This window comes from Kushneria phyllosphaerae (genome assembly GCF_900312995.1).
Lineage (GTDB): Bacteria > Pseudomonadota > Gammaproteobacteria > Pseudomonadales > Halomonadaceae > Kushneria > Kushneria phyllosphaerae.
The window spans coordinates 490979-509024 of the sequence record NZ_ONZI01000001.1; the positions used below are offsets into that span (position 1 = coordinate 490979).

Annotated in this window: 13 protein-coding genes; 6 read left to right on the plus strand and 7 right to left on the minus strand. The window is 62.2% G+C overall.

From position 1 onward, the window contains the following. Positions 1-96: 96 nt before the first annotated feature. Complete coding sequence (gene hpaA, locus KSP9073_RS02140) at positions 97-993, plus strand: 4-hydroxyphenylacetate catabolism regulatory protein HpaA (protein ID WP_108841993.1); 897 nt, start codon at positions 97-99, stop codon at positions 991-993. A 44-nt stretch (positions 994-1037) separates the two neighbouring features. On the opposite strand, the gene KSP9073_RS02145 is transcribed toward hpaA, so the two are convergent. Genes KSP9073_RS02145 through KSP9073_RS02165 form a run of 5 tightly spaced genes read right to left on the minus strand, consistent with a single transcriptional unit; the run spans position 1038 to position 5736 of the window. Continuing rightward, positions 1038-1838, minus strand: coding sequence for an FAA hydrolase family protein (locus KSP9073_RS02145; protein ID WP_108841305.1), 801 nt, complete (start codon positions 1836-1838; stop codon positions 1038-1040). After that, the gene (locus KSP9073_RS02150; RefSeq protein ID WP_108841306.1) at positions 1825-2715 is read right to left on the minus strand and encodes a fumarylacetoacetate hydrolase family protein; all 891 of its coding nucleotides are present in this window, start codon (positions 2713-2715) and stop codon (positions 1825-1827) included. The genes KSP9073_RS02145 and KSP9073_RS02150 overlap by 14 nt, the downstream gene beginning before the upstream one ends. A 57-nt stretch (positions 2716-2772) precedes the next feature. Further along, entirely contained in the window at positions 2773-3753 is a 981-nt protein-coding gene (gene hpaD / locus KSP9073_RS02155; RefSeq protein WP_108841307.1) for a 3,4-dihydroxyphenylacetate 2,3-dioxygenase, read from the minus strand. 60 nt (positions 3754-3813) lie between these two features. Then, positions 3814-5322: a 5-carboxymethyl-2-hydroxymuconate semialdehyde dehydrogenase gene (gene hpaE / locus KSP9073_RS02160; RefSeq protein ID WP_108841308.1), complete on the minus strand. Its 1509-nt coding sequence runs from the start codon at positions 5320-5322 to the stop codon at positions 3814-3816. A gap of 27 nt (positions 5323-5349) precedes the next feature. Then, positions 5350-5736 carry a 5-carboxymethyl-2-hydroxymuconate Delta-isomerase gene (locus tag KSP9073_RS02165; protein ID WP_108841309.1) on the minus strand — a complete coding sequence of 129 codons (387 nt, stop codon included), beginning with the start codon at positions 5734-5736 and terminating at the stop codon, positions 5350-5352. 418 nt (positions 5737-6154) lie between these two features. Between KSP9073_RS02165 and KSP9073_RS02170 the strand changes: the two genes are divergently transcribed. The 4 genes from KSP9073_RS02170 (at position 6155) to KSP9073_RS02185 (ending at position 14569) form a co-directional block, all read left to right on the plus strand. Next, a complete protein-coding gene (locus KSP9073_RS02170; protein ID WP_108841310.1) occupies positions 6155-8032 on the plus strand; it encodes an FAD-binding monooxygenase in 1878 nt (625 codons plus the stop codon). 288 nt (positions 8033-8320) lie between these two features. After that, positions 8321-11353, plus strand: a complete 3033-nt coding sequence (locus KSP9073_RS02175; RefSeq protein ID WP_108841994.1) for a cytochrome P450 — start codon at positions 8321-8323, stop codon at positions 11351-11353. A 248-nt stretch (positions 11354-11601) separates the two neighbouring features. After that, positions 11602-12945: an alginate export family protein gene (locus KSP9073_RS02180; protein WP_108841311.1), complete on the plus strand. Its 1344-nt coding sequence runs from the start codon at positions 11602-11604 to the stop codon at positions 12943-12945. A 139-nt stretch (positions 12946-13084) separates the two neighbouring features. Next, positions 13085-14569: an aldehyde dehydrogenase family protein gene (locus tag KSP9073_RS02185; protein ID WP_108841312.1), complete on the plus strand. Its 1485-nt coding sequence runs from the start codon at positions 13085-13087 to the stop codon at positions 14567-14569. 72 nt (positions 14570-14641) lie between these two features. On the opposite strand, the gene feaR is transcribed toward KSP9073_RS02185, so the two are convergent. Then, entirely contained in the window at positions 14642-15580 is a 939-nt protein-coding gene (gene feaR / locus KSP9073_RS02190; RefSeq protein ID WP_108841313.1) for a transcriptional regulator FeaR, read from the minus strand. A gap of 168 nt (positions 15581-15748) precedes the next feature. On the opposite strand from feaR, the gene KSP9073_RS02195 reads away from it, so the two are divergent. Then, positions 15749-16678: a helix-turn-helix domain-containing protein gene (locus KSP9073_RS02195; RefSeq protein ID WP_108841314.1), complete on the plus strand. Its 930-nt coding sequence runs from the start codon at positions 15749-15751 to the stop codon at positions 16676-16678. A gap of 16 nt (positions 16679-16694) precedes the next feature. Here KSP9073_RS02195 and KSP9073_RS02200 read toward each other — a convergent pair whose 3' ends face one another. Beyond that, positions 16695-17984, minus strand: a complete 1290-nt coding sequence (locus KSP9073_RS02200) for an NAD(P)/FAD-dependent oxidoreductase (protein WP_108841315.1) — start codon at positions 17982-17984, stop codon at positions 16695-16697. Positions 17985-18046 lie beyond the last annotated feature (62 nt).

Here is an 18046-nt window from a genome sequence, read left to right on the forward strand (position 1 = left end):
GCAGGACGCCATGACGTACATGGAGGGGGTGCCTGTCACCCTGTTAATATCGAAATGATCGGCGGGCGTCATGCGCCACAAGGGAGGCAGGACACCATGGCACTGGATTTTATTCCCAACATCACCATCGGGCGCGAGTACGACCAGCGCTACGCCGATGCGCCGGTACATCATGACTCGCTGGCCCACATGGCGAACTTTTACGGGCGCAACATGCCGGTCCATCACCATGACCGGTTCTTTCAGGTGCACTACGTCAAAAGCGGCATGGTGCGGGTCTATCTGGACGAACGGCCTTTTCACCAGCACGGGCCGCTCTTTTTTCTGACACCGCCGACGGTGCCTCACGCTTTCATTACCGAAGAAGACTGCGATGGCCATGTCCTGACCGTGCGCCAGGAGCTGGTCTGGGCGCTGCTCGAGGAGAGCCCCGAACTGGGGGATGCCTCGAGCGTGGCACCGGTGTGCGTGGCCACCGGTCATGTCAGCGAACAGGCCCGCGGTGACGTCCGGCGCGTGGAGCGCCTGCTCGATGAGCTGGGGGCCGAGTTCACGACGCAGCGCCCCGGGCGCGATGTGGCGCTGGTCACCCTGACCCGGTTGATTCTGGTCAGTCTCTTTCGACTGAGTGCCAGCTCGCTGCGGGCCAACCATGTGCGCCACGATGCGCTGAGCCTTTTTCGCCGTTTCAATCTGGAGATCGAAGCGCATTTTCGCGAGCACTGGACGCTTGCGCACTACGCAAGGGCGCTCAACGTGACCGAGGCCCGGCTCAATAGCGTGTGTCGGCGCATCGCCGGTGCGCCCAGCAAGCGGCTGGTGCATGACCGGCTGATGCAGGAGGCCAGGCGCCTTTTGGTGTTTACCCGCATGTCGGTCAACGAAATCGGCTACCAGCTCGGTTTCCAGGACCCTGCCTATTTTTGCCGCTTCTTTGCCCGTCATGTGGGATCCACCCCATCACGCTATCGCCATCAGCACACGGCGACCTGAGTCGCTCGGGCGTTATTCAAACGTCGCTCTATTCAAACGCCGCGCTATTCAAATGTCAGTGTGACCTGCCCGAATGCCCCGAAATCGGCCTCGATATGGCTGCCGGACGGGCACTCGATCGGGCCGATGAACGAGCCCGACAGCACCACCTGACCCGCCTCGATGCGCTGGCCGTAGGTCGCCATGCGCCGGGCCAGCCACACAAGTCCGGTGATCGGGTCATCCAGCACGCCGGCGCCGAGCCCGGTGGCCATCACCTCACCGTCGCGTTTGACGATCGCGCCGACCCAGCGCAGATCAAGTTCCCGAGGGTCGTGACGCTCGCGGCCCAGCACAATGCCGGCATTGGCGGCGTTATCGGAGACGGTATCGACGATCACGCGCGTCTGACCGGTTTCCGGGTCCTTGCGCACGATGCGGGTATCGAGGATCTCAAGCGATGGCGCCACGAAATCGGTCGCCGCCAGCACGTCTTCACGGGTGACCTCGCCTTCCAGCGGCGCCTTCATCACGAACGCGATCTCGGCCTCGATACGTGGCTGAATAAAGTGTCCTTTCGGGATCACCGCACCGGTCTCAAAGCGCATGTGGTCATAGAGCACGCCGCTGTCGGGCGTATCGATGCCGAGCGCGTCCTGCATCACTTTCGAGGTCAGACCGATCTTCCAGCCGATGATGTCGTGCTCGCGCGTCTTGCGCGCCATCTGGGCGGTCTGGATCGCGTAGGCATCGTTCAGCGTCATGTCCGGATAGGTCTTCGAGAGCAGGCCGATCTGCTGGTGGCTTTTCTCGGCCTCAAGCAGCGCCTCGGCTGCCTCGGTGACCTGCTGGTCAGTCAGTGCCATGGTGCTCGTCCTCCACGCCGTTGATCAGGGTGCCGATACCGTCGGCCTCGACCTCGATGACATCGCCGGGCTTGAGCCAGACCGGCGGATCAAAGCGGGCGCCGGCGCCGGTTGGCGTGCCACACACGATGACGTCACCCGGCACCAGGGTGGTGAAGGTCGAGACGTAATTCACGATGTAGCGGAAATCGAACATCATGCGTGAGGTGCGATCATTCTGGCGGACCTCGCCGTTGACGCGCGTGGTCAGTTCGATGTCATCGAGCTGGGCGGCGTCACGAAACGGCACCAGCCAGGGACCGATTGAACCGGTGGCGTCAAAGTTCTTGCCCTGGGTGACGTTGAACTTGGCGTGACGGACCCAGTCGCGGATCGTGCCTTCGTTGCACAGCGTGAGCGCGGCGATGTGCTCGTAGGCCTTCTCGCGCGCAATGCGGCGACCGCCCTTGCCGATCACGATGGTGACTTCGCCTTCATAGTCGAGCTGCTCGCTCTCCGGTGGGCGGACCAGATTCACATTGTGGCCAACGAAGCTTCTGGGAAAGCGGATAAACAGTGACGGTTTGTCCGGTGCGGCCTGGCCGTCCTTGTACTCCTCGTTGCGCGAGGGGAAGTTGACGCCCACGCAGATCAGCTTTTCAGGGTTGGCCACCGGAATCAGAAAGGTGACCGCGTCTGGCTGGTAATCCGGACGGCGGCCTTCGGCGGCGCGCATCAGCTCATCGATGGCGCCCTGCTCGATCACTTCCTTGAGCCCCTTGAAGCGTTCGCCAAATTCCTGACTCAGATCGATGATGCCCTCATCGGTCACGACGCCGTAGCGGTCAGCGCCATCGGCGTGAAAGGCGGCCAGTCGGGCAGGCAGTGCAGTGGTCATGACGTCTCTCCTGCAGAGGCCCGGCATCGGCCGGGCCGGATGTTCAGACAGTGTGGCTCAGGGCGCCACGATGGGCGTGGCCTTGAGCTGGGATTCGACGGGCTCGAGACCTTCAAACAGCGAGCCGTGCTCGAACCAGGAGCGCGGCGCCGGGGCGCCCCACAGGGTCTGGCGCTGCGGATCCTTCAGGTCCCACTTGATCGCTTCCAGATCCGGGTCGACGGTCTGGTAGTCCGAGCAGTAGATCTCGATGCGGTGACCGTCCGGGTCGAGGATGTACAAAAAGAACGCATTGGAAATGCCGTGACGGCCCGGCCCGCGCTCGATGTTGCTGACATAGCCGGTGGTGGCCATCAGGTCACACAGGTCGATGATATTCAGCGGCGTGGGCACCCAGAACGCCGTGTGGTGCAGGCGCGGACCCTGGCCGTTGGTGAAGGCCATGTCGTGCACACCGCCCTTGCGGTGGGTCCAGGCCGCCCACAGCTTGCCGCTCTCCTCGTCTTCGGTGTATTCGGTGACGCGAAAGCCGAGCTGGTTATAAAAGTCGACGGACTTGTCCACGTCGGGCGAGAACAGGTTGAAGTGGTCGATGCGCAGCGGCTTGACGCCCTTGTAGAGCGCGTACTGCTGATGGATCGGGGAGAGCCGGTCCATCTTGAAGTACAGCTCGATGGGCACGTCAAAGCAGTCGGTGGTGCGCAGGGTGCGGCCCTGATAGGGACGCTCGACCCACTCGACCGGATGGCCGTGTTCCTTGAACCAGTCGTGCGCCTTGTCGAGTTCGCCCTCGTCGAACACCTTGAGCGACAGCGATTTCACGGTCGCGCTGTCGCTTTTCTCCAGCACGATGCAGTGATGGCCGCGCTCTTCCATGGCGCGCAGATAAATGCGGCTATCGTCTTCATCGGTGACCTGCAGACCGAGCGTGTCGACATAAAAATGCCGACTTTTGGCCAGATCGGTGACGCCGAACACCACGTGGCTCAAACGAATGATGTTGAACGCCGGGTACAGATTGGGAGCTGGAATGGGCATGACGTGTCTCCTTGAGATTCCGGAGCAAGGGGCGCGCGTGGCCCCTTGCGGGTAGCAATATCAGCCGAGCCTTGGCACCTGATGGGCCTTGCGCGGGAAGGAGACGTTGACGGTCTCCATATAGAAGTCGAACGACCAGTCACCGCCATCGCGGCCAATGCCGGACGACTTGACGCCGCCAAACGGCGAGGGCAGGTGACGCACGTTTTCGGAGTTGACCCAGATCATGCCCGCTTCCAGTTCATCGGTCAGACGCATGGCGCGGTCGAGATCATTGGTCCATAGATAAGCGGCCAGGCCGTACTGGGTATCGTTGGCCAGTCGCAGCGCTTCTTCCTCATCCTTGAAGGGGATGGCGGTCAGCACCGGGCCAAAGATCTCTTCCTGGGCGATCGTCATGTCGTTGCGGGCGTTGGTGAACAGCGTCGGGCGAATGAAGCAGCCCTCGGTGCCGACCTTTTCACCGCCGGCAGCGATGGTGGCACCCTCTTCACGCGCCTTGTCAAAATACGACAGCACCTTTTCTTCATGTTCCGGATGGATCAGCGGGCCCACCACGGTGTCCGGGTCGAGCGGATGGCCGACCTTCACGCCGTTGGCGATGTCCGCCACGCGACGGGTGACCTCTTCATAGATGCTTTCGTGCACCAGCAGGCGTGAGGACGAGGTGCAGCGCTCGCCGTTGAGCGAATAGATCATGAAGCTGGCGGCGTTGACGGCGCGCTCGATGTCGGCGTCCTCGAACACGATCACCGGGTTCTTGCCGCCGAGCTCAAAATGAAAGCGCTTCAGCGTCGGCGCTGCCTGAGCCATGATCATCTGACCGGTGCGGCTTTCACCGACAAAGGCGATGGCCTTGATGCCGGGGTGTTCGGTCAGGGCCTTGCCGGCGTCTTCGCCCATGCCGTTGACCAGGTTCAACACGCCCTCCGGCAGGCCGGCTTCCTCGGCGATTTCGACCAGCAGCCTGGCGGTCATCGGCGAGAATTCGGCCGGCTTGTGGACCACGGTGCAGCCCGAGGCCAGGGCCGGGGCAATCTTCCAGGTCGAGAGCATGAACGGCGTGTTCCACGGCGTGATGACGCCGACCGGTCCCAGCGGACGCTTGGAGGTCACGTTCATCTGGGTCTCGTTGCGCAGCGCCTGACCGTCCTCGGCCTGGGGGGCCCGGTCGGCAAAAAAGCGGAAGTTGGCCGCACCACGAATGGCGGCCTTTGACATGAAACGCAGCGACTGCCCGGTGTCCATGCATTCGATAAAGGCGATTTCCTCGGCGCGGGCTTCGATCGCCTCGGCCACCTTGATCAGGATCGCTCGACGCTCCTTGCCCGGCGTTTTGCTCCAGGTTTTGAACGCCTTCTCCGCGGCCTGTACGGCGCGGTCGATGTCGCTGGCCCCGCCGTGGGCGACGTGGGCCAGCGTCGAGAGATCCACCGGCGAGATGGTCTCAAACGTCTTGCCGGAGTCGGCGGGCACCGACTCACCGTTGATGTGGTTTAAAACGCCCTGCTCGCGAAAGCGCTTCATGTAGTCCTGCGCGCGGGCAATGTTGTCGTTCAACTGGCTCATCAGACATCCTCCAGAAATGGCATGGGCTTACTGTCGGGACAGCCGGGCATGGATCGGGGTGTCCTTCCAGCTCAGCTCGGCATTGATTTCTCGAATTTCCAGCGACAGGGCGAAGTGCGGCGTGGCCAGTACCTCGGACAACACCTGTTGTACGGCGCCAAAGAGGCGATCACCGGCGGCCTTGAGATCACTCTGCGCGCGTCCGCTGCCGACACTCAGCGTCATGGCCAGAAAATCGTTGTCGGGATGATCATCGGCCACGATCCAGTGGTCAGCGGCAAAGGCCCGCACGCGAATGCCGGCCCGCGGGAAGATCTTATCGGTGGCCATGATCTCCCAGGCCGCCCGACAGACCTCGCGGACATCCACATGCCGCTCAAGGGTGGGCGAATATTCGATATGCAGATGAGGCATGTCACTCTCCCTGAAAAGGCCCAAGCACGGTAATGAGACGCTGGGCAGCTGCCCTGGACGATTCTCGTCGATTCGCTGACGTCTAACGTTCGTTAATATATTAACGACATGATGGGGCGTTGGGTGTCAAGCCCTATCTTGGTCGTTAACGCGCATTATCAAACCGTCATTGATGGGTATCGTTTATAGATTAACGATTGGACATCGTGATCGGCGGGAGAGGCGACCAAGGTAGGGGGTGAATTCATGAAAAGTGCAATCGAGGAGGCGTAAAACACATCCTCAAGGGGGCGGACGTTGCCCAGCATAAAAGGCACACGAGCCGTAGCGCGCCTTCAACCCGATCAAGGTGATGCGCGGCCCTGCGGCGACCGAGCGCCCATCGCGTCGGCACCGCCACCATTACGAGGACAGCATCATGCAGTTTCATCACTACGGCTATGTGTCAGGCGACCCGCGCAGGCTACCGGCTCTGGGCGAGGGTATTGACCGACCCGAGGCGCTGCCCGACGAGGTGGATGTTCTGATTATCGGCACCGGCCCTGCCGGCATGATCATGGCCGCCCAGCTGTCACGGTTTCCTCACATCCGTACCCGCATCATCGAGCGCCGCGCGGGCCGGCTTGAGATCGGCCATGCCGACGGCATTCAGGCGCGCAGCGTTGAAACCTTTCAGGCTTTCGGCTTTGCCGATCGCATCACCGCCGAGGCCTACCGCATCACCGAAATGGCGTTCTGGAAACCGGATCCGAATCAGCCCGATCACATTATCCGCACTGCGCGCACGCCGGATGACCCGAAAGGCATCAGTGAATTTCCCCACCTGATCGTCAACCAGGCCCGGGTGCTCGACTATCTGGCCGAGGCGGCCCTCAATGCGCCGGGGCGAATCACGCCCGATTTCGGTTACGAATTCAGGGGCCTTGAAAGGGATGACACGCAGTCATACCCGCTTGGCGTGTCGCTTTACGCGGTGGCCGGTCCTGACGAAGGCCGCGAGCGAGTCGTGCGTGCTCGCTACGTGGTGGGCTGCGATGGTGCTCGCAGTCAGGTGCGCAGTGCCATTGGCTGTACGTTGACCGGCGATCAGGCCAATCACGCCTGGGGCGTAATGGACGTGCTGGCGGTCACCGATTTCCCCGACATCCGCACCAAATGTGCCATTCAATCCCGCTCCGGCGGCAGCATTTTGCTGATTCCGCGCGAGGGCGGGCACCTGTTTCGCATGTATGTCGACCTGGGCGAAGTGCCTGCCGATGGCAGCAGTACGGCGCGCAATACACCCATCGAGCAGATCATCAAAAGGGCCAACGAGATCCTTACGCCCTACACCCTCGACGTTCGAAATGTGGCCTGGCACAGCGTCTACGAAGTAGGACACCGTCTGACCAACCGCTTTGACGATATCGAGGACCCCGAGTCCGGGCGCCTGCCGCGGGTGTTTATCACCGGTGATGCCTGCCACACCCACAGTGCCAAGGCGGGTCAGGGCATGAACGTGTCGATGCAGGATGGTTTCAATCTGGGCTGGAAGCTCGGTTACGTGCTCTCAAACCGCAGTCCGGCCAGCCTGCTGTCGACCTACTCTGCCGAGCGTCAGGTCGTGGCGGCCAATCTGATCGCGTTCGACAGGCAGTGGTCGACGATGATGGCCAAACGCCCGGAAGAGTTCGAGGACCCGGGCGAACTTGAAGCGTTTTACACCCGCACCATCGAGTTTCCGGCCGGCTTCATGACCGAATATGCGCCGTCGATGATCACCAACGATACCGAGCAGCAGTCGCATGCCACCGGCTTCCCGGTCGGCAAGCGCTTCAAGTCGGCGATGGTGTCAAGGGTATGTGATGGCAACCCGCTTCAGCTCGGCCATCAGGCCCGGGCCGACGGTCGGTGGCGCCTTTATGTGTTTGCCGACGCTGCTCCCGCCGACGCGTCATCGCCGATACGACAGCTGGCCGAGTGGCTTGAGTCGTCGCCCCAGTCCCCGCTCAATGCGGCCCTCCCAGGCGGGGCGTGGATCGACTGGTTCGATATCAGGGTGATCTATCAGCAGCGCCATGAAGACGTGGCAATCATGCAGGTGCCGCAGGTGTTCAAGCCGACGGTGGGGCCCTTTGAACTGATGGACCTTGAAAACGTGTTTGGCGTGGCGCCCGACGAGGACATCTTCGATCTGCGCGGCATTGATCGAGCCGGGGCGGTGGTGGTGGTGCGTCCCGATCAATACGTGGCCGATGTCCTGTCGCTTGAGGATACCGGGCGGCTGGCCGCGTTCTTCCAGCGTCTTCTGATCTGACCTCCCCTGCCTGAATCATCGACATCACACGACGGCGGTACACCAGGGGCGTACCGCCGCGATGTCTATGGGCAATGGCCATGAAAAATGCAATGGCAGAGGCCATGCCAAAAGCGCACGTATACAGAAAGTCGAATTGTTAACTTGTTAATGATTGAGTAGCCTGGTCATGTATCAGCGCCAACGATCGCCCGTGATCCAGCGTGACCTGGTGTGCTGAAGCCTCCATGACCCCTCAATGGCCATGGTCTGATGTCGCTTCAGTCACCCCTTTTTCGTGGAGGCTGCATGAACCCGTCACTGAATGCTCGCCCTGCTCCCATAGCGGACTGGATCGATATCAAAACCCTCTATGAAGACCCGTACCCAATCTATCAGCGCCTTCGTCGCGACGGTGGCGTGCACTGGGTGCCCAGCGTCAATCGCTACCTGATCACAAGCTATGATGCGGTGATCGCCACCGAGCATGACCAGCAGACCTTTTCTGCCAACGAACGTGACTCGCTGCAGATTCGGGCCATGGGTCATTCGATGCTGCGCCGTGATGATCCGGAGCACTATCGCGAACGGCGGCAGTGGCAGGATGTGTTCAAACCCAATGCGGTGAAAAACGTCTGGACGCAGACCTTTCACGACAAGGGGCGCGAGCAGCTGGCGCGGTTCATCGACAAGGGGCCGGGTGCCGATCTGATATGGGACTTTTCGGCGCCCTTCGCGGCGGAATGCCTTAGATCGATGCTGGGGCTCTACAACGCCTCGGCCGAGGATCTGCAGCGCTGGTCGCAGACGCTGATTGATGCCACCGGCAACTACGCCGAGGACCCGGCGGTCTGGGTGGCGGGAAAACGCTCGTTTGATGAGGTCGATGTTGCGCTGGACGAGATGCTCGAGTGGCATCTCCATCACCGCGACCACTCCCTGATCTCATTGCTGCTCTCCTCGCCCGAGGATCAGATGCCAATCGAAAAGATTCGCGCCAACCTCAAGATGAGCATCGGCGGCGGGCTTAACGAGCCGCGCGACGCGCTGGGTGTGGCGGCCTGGGCGCTGCTGACTCATCCCGACCAGCGCCGGGCGGTAGAGCGTGATCCGGGCCTCTGGTCGACCGTGTTTGATGAAACCATTCGCTGGGTGGCCCCGATCGGACTCTATTCACGCCAGACTACCAAAAGGACCGTGCTGGCCGGGGTTGAACTGCCCGCCGGCGCGCGCCTTGGCATCTGTATTCTCTCGGCCAATCGCGATGAGTCGGTCTGGGCGCGCGCGGACGAATTCGACATTCACCGCGAGGTGAAACCGCATCTTGCCTTCAGCAAGGGTACCCACGTGTGTCTCGGCGCTCGGGCCGCGCGGGCGGAAGTCGCCGAGGTGGCGCTGCCGCTGTTGTTTGATCATCTGAAAGGGCTCGCGCTGGACCCTGACCACGCGCCCACCATCGGTGGTTGGGTCTTTCGCGGCATGCTGTCGCTGCCGGTGACCTGGCGTGACGTCAAACCGCTCGGTAATGCGACCCGGGTAGCCGTCGGTGCCGCCGCTGCGGCGGCCGAGCAGGCGGCCACGCCGCATGTCGCCATCGTCGGCTCGGGACCGGCAGGCTGTTTTACGGCGAAGGAAATTCAGCGTCGCATGCCCGGTGTTCATATCGATCTCATCGATCGCCTGCCGGTGCCCTATGGGCTGCTGCGCTATGGCGTGGCCGGCGATCATCAGGGCACCAAGGCGGTGTCGCGTCAGTTTGATCGCCTGTTCGAGTCGCCGAACGTGCGCTTTATCGGCAACACCACCATCGGCAGGGAGGTTTCCTTCGAAGCCTTGCGCACCGGCTATGACGTGGTGGTGCTCGCCTCCGGTGCGTGCGCGGATCGTCGTCTGGACATTCCGGGCGAGGCCCTGACCGGCGTCTTCGGGGCAGGCTGTGTTACCCGCCGGCTCAACGGCCATCCGGATGAAACCGACACGCCAATCCTCGGCCGGCGTGTGGCGATTGTCGGACAGGGCAATGTGGCCATCGACGTGCTGCGCCTGCTCTCGATCCAGTCATCCGATCTCGAGGGCAGCGACATTGATGAGGCCGTGCATGACGCCCTGACCTGCGAGATCGACACGCTTCATGTCATCGGGCGTTCGATCGCCGAGAAGGCCCGCTTCGATCCGGTGATGATTCGCGAGCTGGGTCGTTTTACAGGCATTCGCCATCGCCTGCACGGCGTTGACCTGCAGCGCGTGCCGGAGGGCAAGGATGCGCGGCTGGACGCCCTGCGTGCCCTTCCCGGGGCAAGTGGCAGCGAGCTTGAAGGTGAGCCACGCATGACGGTCGAATGGTGGTTCGAGGCAGTGCCCGAATGCATCAAGGGGCAGGCGCGGGTCGAGGCGCTGACGATGCGGTTTGAGGGTGAAACCGTGTCGCTGGCAGCAGACTCGGTGATTACGGCTATCGGCTTTGTGCCCGACTCGGGGAATGCGGTGTCAGGGGTGCTTGCCGAGCAGCCGGCTGCTTCCGAGAGCGGACGCATCGAGGCGGGGCTGTATCTGGCCGGCTGGCTGCGGCGTGGTGCCCGCGGCACGATTCCCGATCAGCGCAGTGATGCGCGGGCACTGGCCGGTGTGATCGGCGCTGACATCGCCACGGGAGAGGTGACCTGTTCGCGCAGTGGACTTGCGCCGCATATTGATGCCACCGATATCGACGGCTGGCGTCGGATTGATCACGTCGAATGTGCCCGGCCGGCCGCTGGCCGGGTGCGTACCAAGCTGGACACGCTCGAGGCCCTGCTTGAATCGGCGCGCAACGCGTCACTGGTGATCCCGCGCGACGTTCAGGCGGCGGGCGGCGACGGCGACAGCCTGGGCAATCTGTCGGTCAGCATTTTGTTTGGTACCGAGTCTGGCAATGCGGAGCTGGTGGCCGAGGAGCTCGAGCAGGCGCTCAACGGGCGCTGTGAGGTCACCGTGGCCGATCTGGGCGATATCGAGCCCGGGTCGCTCGACCCTGAGCGGTTTTATCTTGTCGTCTGCTCGACCTACGGTGACGGCGAGGTGCCCGGCGGCGCCATGGATTTTTATCAGACGCTGCGTGATGACGCTCCGAATCTGGCCGGCATTCGCTTTGCATGTCTTGGGCTGGGCGACAGCAGCTACGCCAAAACCTACTCTCGCGGCGGCGAGCTGCTCACCGAAGCGCTCATGGCCTGCGGGGCTACACGAATCGGTGAGTTCGGGCGTCACGATGCCAGCGGCGCGCTTGCAGCAGGCGAGGTGGCGCTGGAGTGGATGGAGGGCGTGCTGGGCGTTCTGGTCGATGAGGCCCGGACACCGGCCTGAAAACCAGTGTTCTCAAAAGCATTGTCCTCAAAAGCAGTGTCATGTCATGACAACCAACCGGCCCCGTGCCGGTTTTTTGATGTCGTCGCGTTGGCTCGGCAGCGCGGGGCCGGTTTTCGTCAGCGCCAGACAAGCGCTGCACTGTCGTGCTCGATAGTTTGTCATCAGAGGCGTTGCGCCTCGGCCCTGATTTTCACCATAAAGCGCGTCTCCACCAGGCGCGTCACAACAACAAGGGACGACTGCCCATGATCACTCCACGCTATAGCCCCCTGCTGCCGCGGCTGGCCGCCGGTACTGTCATGACGCTGTCCATGTGCGGCAGCGTCTCGGCACTTGAGCTTTACAAGACGGCGGACACCACCGTCAACCTGAACATTAACGGCATTGGTGGGGCGTTTCACAGCCAGAAGGGCTATGCCCAGTCGGAGACGGCCGAGGCCGGCGGGCGGGACTGGCAGGAAGGGTTTATCAAGTACGGACTGGAAGCAAGTCATACGCTGTCACCAACGCAGGGGACGCTCTATGGCAACGTGGCCTGGACGTCCAGCGCGACCTGGGGGCAGGGCGATGCAGGGGGCTTTACCACCGGTGATGAGCGTCGCACGCACATCGAGAATCTGTTTGCCGGCTGGAAATCCGGCGATCTGGTGCCGGCGCTGGGTCATGACGGTATCGATATCTCCTTTGGTCGTCAGTACATCCAGGTCGGCGACGGCTTTTTGATCTCCGGTGACTCGCTCAACTTCGGCGATGGGGTGCTGGGCGGCGATCTCGACCGAGGTGGTGCCTACTATCTGGCCGCGCGGCAGTCCTTTGACAATACCGCCGTGGTACGACTGGGCGGCGATCAGGGCTGGCGCGGTGATCTGATGTGGCTGAAGTCCGACAACCGGGCACAGGCCCGACCGGAGATGGCGGTAGGCACTCTGGAACATGTTGATGGCGACAATACGCTTGGGGCGACGTACATCAAGGTTCTGGATACCGACAGCGACTACGCGTTTCTGTATCCGGACCGGGACGATACAAAAGTCTATAGCGTCTACGGCCACGGCAACGCCGGCGTTAAAAACCTGTTTCTGGCCGGTCAGTACGCCTTTCAGGACAAGGGCAACGACGACAGTGAAAACGCCTGGTATCTGGAGGCCGGCTGGACGTTTGATGAGCTGGCCTGGTCGCCCTACGTCAGCTATCGCTTCAGTCGCTTCTCCGAGGGCTATGACCCGCTGTTCTACGGCAACGGGAGAGCACTGGGGACATGGTTCCAGGGCGAGGTGGCGGCCAACTACGCCGGCCCCTTTGCGTCCAACGCGCGCGTTCATCAGGTCACGCTGACGCTCACGCCCGCTGAACAATTGAGCCTCGGAGTGATGGCCTATCGCTTTGACACCATTGATGCCAGTCAGGGCCCGAGACTGGATGGCAACGAGATTGATCTCTATGCCCACTGGGACATCACCGATCAATGGTGGCTGATGCCGCTGCTGGGTCGCTACAAGCCGGATGAGTCGGTGGACAGCGGCGGTTCGCAGCTTGGTGGCAGCGGTACGAATTACTATACCCAGCTGATGGTCGGCTTCAATTTCTAGTACTCGGCAGCCAGCGTCATGTGTCCGGCAGCGCAGGGCAAGCGCGTCACCTGCAGGACACATAGTCTGAGCCCATGTCATGTCGCGCGGCCCCTGAGGGGCCGCCTCCATTGAAGCTGCGTATGCGCAGGAGATTGTCATGAGTCAGACCACTACCGCACAGGGTGTGCAGGACTTCTTCAAGCGGGCCACCGGCTCGTTGATCGACGGCGCCTTTCTCGATGAGGGCAAATCCTTTGAGGTCATCGACCCCGCGACCGGTCAGGCGCTGACCACGCTGTGTGAAGGCGACCGCGCCCTGGCCGACCGGGCGATAGCACTGGCAAAGGAGAGCTTTGAGGATGGTCGCTGGTCCGGCCTGACGCCGGCTGCGCGTGAACGGATACTGCTGCGCTTTGCCGACCTGGTCGAGGCGCATACAGAAGAGCTTGCCCAGATCGAGACGCTCAACCAGGGCAAGTCAATCAATCTCTCCCGTGGTATCGATGTGGGCTTTTCAATCGATTTCATCCGCTACATGGCGGGCTGGGCCACCAAGCTCGAGGGCAGCACGCGGGCCGTGTCCATCGGCATGCCGGAGGGCGCGAAGTTCAACGCCTACACGCTGCGCCAGCCGCTGGGCGTGGTGTCGGCGATCGTGCCGTGGAATTTTCCGATGATGATTGCGCTGTGGAAGGTCGTCCCGGCGCTGGCGGCCGGCTGCACGGTGGTGCTCAAGCCCGCCACGGAGACGCCGCTGAGCGTGCTGCGTCTGGCGGAGCTTGCCATCGAGGCCGGCGTGCCAAACGGCGTATTCAATGTGGTGCTGGGTTCGGGTTCGGTGGTCGGGACACGTCTGGCCGAGCATCCGGACGTCAAAAAGGTCACCTTCACCGGCAGCACCGCGGTCGGCAAGCAGGTCGGCCACGCGGCCGTTGAGCACATGGCACACTCATCGCTGGAGCTGGGCGGCAAGAACCCGATGCTGGTGCTGGAAGATGCCGACATCGACCGCGCCGTCAACGGGGCGCTGATGGGCGGGCTGTTTAACCAGGGCCAGGTCTGCGCCGCGGCCTCGCGTTTCTATGTCCACCGCAGCATTCACGATACCTTCTGTGAACGACTGGCCCAGGCCATCGATACCCTGCAGGCCGGGCCCGGCATGGACCCGCAGGCGCAGGTCAATCCGCTGGTCTCCAGACGTCAGCAGGAGAGCGTGCGCGGCTATCTCGACCGGGCGCGCGAGCAGGGTGCCCGTATTCACGTCGGTAACGAAGTGCCCACCGAAGGCTTTTATGTTTCGCCGGCCATCATCAGCGGTGCCAGTCACGACATGGAGATTGCCCGCGAAGAGGTCTTTGGCCCCGTGCTGACGGTGATTCCGTTTGATGACGAGGAAGACGCCCTGCGCATGGTCAACGACAGCGAGCTGGGGCTGGCAGCAAGTCTCTGGACCAACAACCTGTCCAAGGCCATGGCCCTGACGCCACGCATCGAAGCCGGCACGGTCTGGGTCAATACCCACGTGACCCTCGACCCGGCCATGCCGTTTGGCGGCTTCAAGATGTCCGGTCTTGGCAAGGAGTTCGGCCCGGAAGCGGTCAACGCCTACACCGAACTCAAGTCGGTCTGTATCGCCTACTAGGGCAGGCGGCCGGCCTCTCGATCATCGAGAGGCCGGTACGTTAAGAGGGATCGGTTTGCGTGGCGGGTGCGCCTATGCGGCGTGCTCAAGCCGTGTACGGCGATACTCGCGCGGCGAACTTGCAAACTCGCGCTTGAAGGAGCGGCTGAAATGCGCCGAGTCGGTAAAGCCCCACTTGTAGGCAATCTGGGTGATCGAGCGCCGACTCAGAATCGGGCTGCCCAGTTCTTCGGCACAGCGGGCCAGCCGGCGGCGCTGTACGTAGCGACACACCGTCTCACCGTGCTGTTCAAACAGGCGATACAGCTGTCGAACCGACATGTGAAAGGCGGACGCCAGGCGCTCGGGACTGATGCCGTCTTCCTGCAGGTGCTGATCGATGAACTGCTGAACGCAGATGAACAGCGTGCCATCGGCCTGTTCCATGAAGGCCGGTGACAGCGCCTGATGCTGGTAGATGGCAGGCAGCAGTGCCACCAGTGACTCCAGAACCCCTCGCTCCTTTTCCTCTGCTGCCGCCAGTGGCTCGGCCACCATCCGACTGACGATCAGCTGCAGGATCTGGCTGCTGGCGCAGTCAGCCGTAATCTTCATGAAGGGAATCGCCGTATTACCGAAACGACCGGCTACGTCACAGCGCAATAGATGCAGCGAGTCGTGCTCGATCAGGCCGTGAGGAATGATGTCGCAGGCCATGGCGGAATCCATCAGCGCCATCTCTCCGGGACGTAGCGTGATGGATATGTCGTTTTGCACCAGCGTGGCGTGGCCCTGCTTCTGAACGATCAGAAAACAGAAGCGGTCTTCGTCGCGGCGCTGGGTGTGGCTGCTGCTAATCCTTTCGGCGTTCGTGACGATATTGGCAATATCGATGCCGCCATTGGCGCGTCTTGAAACGCTGCCCTGAAAGGTGCGGCGATCCCGGGGAATCGAGTCAAAGGGCCCGCATGTTTGCCTTACGGCGCCAAGCCAGGCATCGAACGACAGCGAGGTTGCATTCGTGGTCAGCATTGGGTCACCATAATCATTAACATTTTAATGGTTAGAAGGACTCTAAAGAAAAAACCGCTTTGTCACCACCATCCATTGGTCAAGTATGTACGGGTTGCACGATGTCGCTGTGATAACAATGCAATCAACATGCCATGACGGCGAGCGAGGCGCTCGAAGGAGTCATTGATGACCATCACCCTGCATCACTGTCTTGATGCCGCCGATCACGCCCAGCGGCTGGAAGGCTGGCAGCAGGAATCCAGCCAGATCGAGGCGGGTGTTTTCTCCGGCGAGATCGTGGATGTCTCAAGCCGGGAGGTGCGCCTTTTTCGGGAAAGTGCCAATCTGGGGCTGTCCCAGCGGATGCACTTTCCCGAGTCCCAGTGGCATCTGGTCACGCCCATTCGCTGGTCCAGCGCCACCCTCTACGGGGCCGACACCGTGACCGTACTGCCGCGCTGCGAGCAGTTCTGGAGCGTGGCGCCTTCAAATTATGACCTGCTGGTGGTCTCCATCGATCGAAGCCGCCATGAGTGGCTGGGCCGCAATGACCATCGGCTGCGACGTCTTGAGGTGTCCCCGACGCTTTTACACCAGGTGCGCGGGCAGTGGCAGCTAATGACCGATTACCTGCGAACGCGCCCTGCCCATGAACCGATGTCCGGTGTACTGCAGCAGTCCCTGATGCGCCAGCTCGAAGACAGCATTGAACTGCTGCTCGGCAGCGGTGCGCTGTTGGGCGCGCCGGATGCCAGCAACTACCGGACCCGGCGCTACATCGTTGATCGATGCCACGCGTTGACCCGCAGCTGCCCGGACGATCCGCCTTCGCTGATGGCGCTGTGTCATCAGCTCAAAATCTCTCGACGCACCCTGCAATACAGCTTTCAGAGTGAGGTCGGTCAGTCGCCAGTCACCTACCTGCGCGCGCTGCGCCTCAATGCCGTACGACGCAGCCTGTTGCATAATCCGAACCAGCTGCTGGCCGATGCCGCCGCCGCCCAGGGGTTTTTCCATCAGAGCTATTTCTGCCGCGAATACCGTCGTCTGTTTCATGAACCGCCCTCAATGACCCGGGCGCGCATTCTCGATCCCGGATGCCAGGACATGGCGTAGCCTCGCCATACCTGATCTAGAATCGGCCAAATCGATAGGGGCTCGGGTCGATAATCGGCGTCTCGTTCATGACCAGATCGGCGGCCAGCTGTCCCGCCGCCGGTGAGGTGCCAAATCCGTGGCCGGAGAAGCCGGTCGCCAGCGTCAGCCCCGGCACGCCCGGCACGGCATCAATGACCGGGTTGGAGTCCGGGGTGATGTCGATCATGCCCGCCCAGGACTGTTCGACGGTGGCATTTTCAAATACCGGCCAGGCCGCGGACAGGTTGCGCAGGGCATCGTTGTTGAGCTGCTCGTTGATCGGCGGGTCCATGGTACGCACGCGCTCGAATGGCGAGCGGCCATGCTTCCAGCGCCGGGACAACGCCAGGTCGCGCCAGAAGTGCTTGCCCAGCGATATTCTCATCAGCCCCCATTGGGAGCGCAGCGCGCTCAGGTATTTGGAGCCCACCAGCAGATGATCTAGCGTCAGCGGTGCATCAAGCGCGCCGCGCTGGGTCACGATAAAGCCGCCATCCCGGTGCTTTCGAAACGAGAAGTCCGGTCCACCGACGGCGCTGTCGGTAGGGCCTTTCATGGGTCCGGTGCGAAGCACTGACAGGATCAGCGGCAGCGTCGGCAGGGCGATGCCGATATTGCCCAGAAAACGGCGCGACCACATGCCGCCGGCCAGCAGCACCTGATCGCAGGAGATCTCGCCGCGTTCGGTCACGACCCCGCTGACCCGTCCGCCAGTGCGGACAAGATTGCGTACCGCGCAGTGCTCGATGATCACCGCACCGTGCGCCATGGCCGCTTTGGCGATGGCACTGGAGGCCAGCGTCGGTTCGGCGTAGCCATCCGACGGCGTAAAGATACCGCCAGCCCACTGACCGCGCCCTCCCGGCACCTGGGCATCGATCTCGCGGGCGCTTAACAGTTTCGAGTCCAGCGACAGGCTGGACACCGAATTGAGCCAGCCTTCGTGCACTGCAAGCTGCTCGGGGGTGCGCGATAAAAACATGATGCCCGACGGGCGATAGCCGACATCGCTGCCGGTCCGGCTGGCCATGCCGGCCCAGAGCCGGTCGGCGGCCAGCGCCAGCGGCACGTCCTCGCCGTGGCGGCTGGTCTTGCGAATCCAGCCCAGATTGCGGGAGGACTGCTCACCGGCCAGCCGGCCCTTGTCCAGCACAACGACCGGTACGCCGCGTTCGGCAAGCGTCAGCGCGGCGGTCAGGCCAATAATGCCGCCGCCGATGATGACGACAGTGGTCTCGGCGGGAAAGTCTCTGGAGGTGTTAACGGATGCGATGGTCGGTGCCATGAAAGTGTCCTGATCGGTGAATCAGCAAACCAGGGACGACCGGTTATTGGCGGTCGCATGTC

Bases quoted from the DNA above. Each gene is read 5' to 3' on its own strand.
- hpaA (WP_108841993.1), top strand. From the start codon at position 97: ATGGCACTGGATTTTATTCCCAACATCACCATCGGGCGCGAGTACGAC.
- KSP9073_RS02145 (WP_108841305.1), bottom strand. From the start codon at position 1,838: ATGGCACTGACTGACCAGCAGGTCACCGAGGCAGCCGAGGCGCTGCTT.
- KSP9073_RS02150 (WP_108841306.1), bottom strand. From the start codon at position 2,715: ATGACCACTGCACTGCCTGCCCGACTGGCCGCCTTTCACGCCGATGGC.
- hpaD (WP_108841307.1), bottom strand. From the start codon at position 3,753: ATGCCCATTCCAGCTCCCAATCTGTACCCGGCGTTCAACATCATTCGT.
- hpaE (WP_108841308.1), bottom strand. From the start codon at position 5,322: ATGAGCCAGTTGAACGACAACATTGCCCGCGCGCAGGACTACATGAAG.
- KSP9073_RS02165 (WP_108841309.1), bottom strand. From the start codon at position 5,736: ATGCCTCATCTGCATATCGAATATTCGCCCACCCTTGAGCGGCATGTG.
- KSP9073_RS02170 (WP_108841310.1), top strand. From the start codon at position 6,155: ATGCAGTTTCATCACTACGGCTATGTGTCAGGCGACCCGCGCAGGCTA.
- KSP9073_RS02175 (WP_108841994.1), top strand. From the start codon at position 8,321: ATGAACCCGTCACTGAATGCTCGCCCTGCTCCCATAGCGGACTGGATC.
- KSP9073_RS02180 (WP_108841311.1), top strand. From the start codon at position 11,602: ATGATCACTCCACGCTATAGCCCCCTGCTGCCGCGGCTGGCCGCCGGT.
- KSP9073_RS02185 (WP_108841312.1), top strand. From the start codon at position 13,085: ATGAGTCAGACCACTACCGCACAGGGTGTGCAGGACTTCTTCAAGCGG.
- feaR (WP_108841313.1), bottom strand. From the start codon at position 15,580: ATGCTGACCACGAATGCAACCTCGCTGTCGTTCGATGCCTGGCTTGGC.
- KSP9073_RS02195 (WP_108841314.1), top strand. From the start codon at position 15,749: ATGACCATCACCCTGCATCACTGTCTTGATGCCGCCGATCACGCCCAG.
- KSP9073_RS02200 (WP_108841315.1), bottom strand. From the start codon at position 17,984: ATGGCACCGACCATCGCATCCGTTAACACCTCCAGAGACTTTCCCGCC.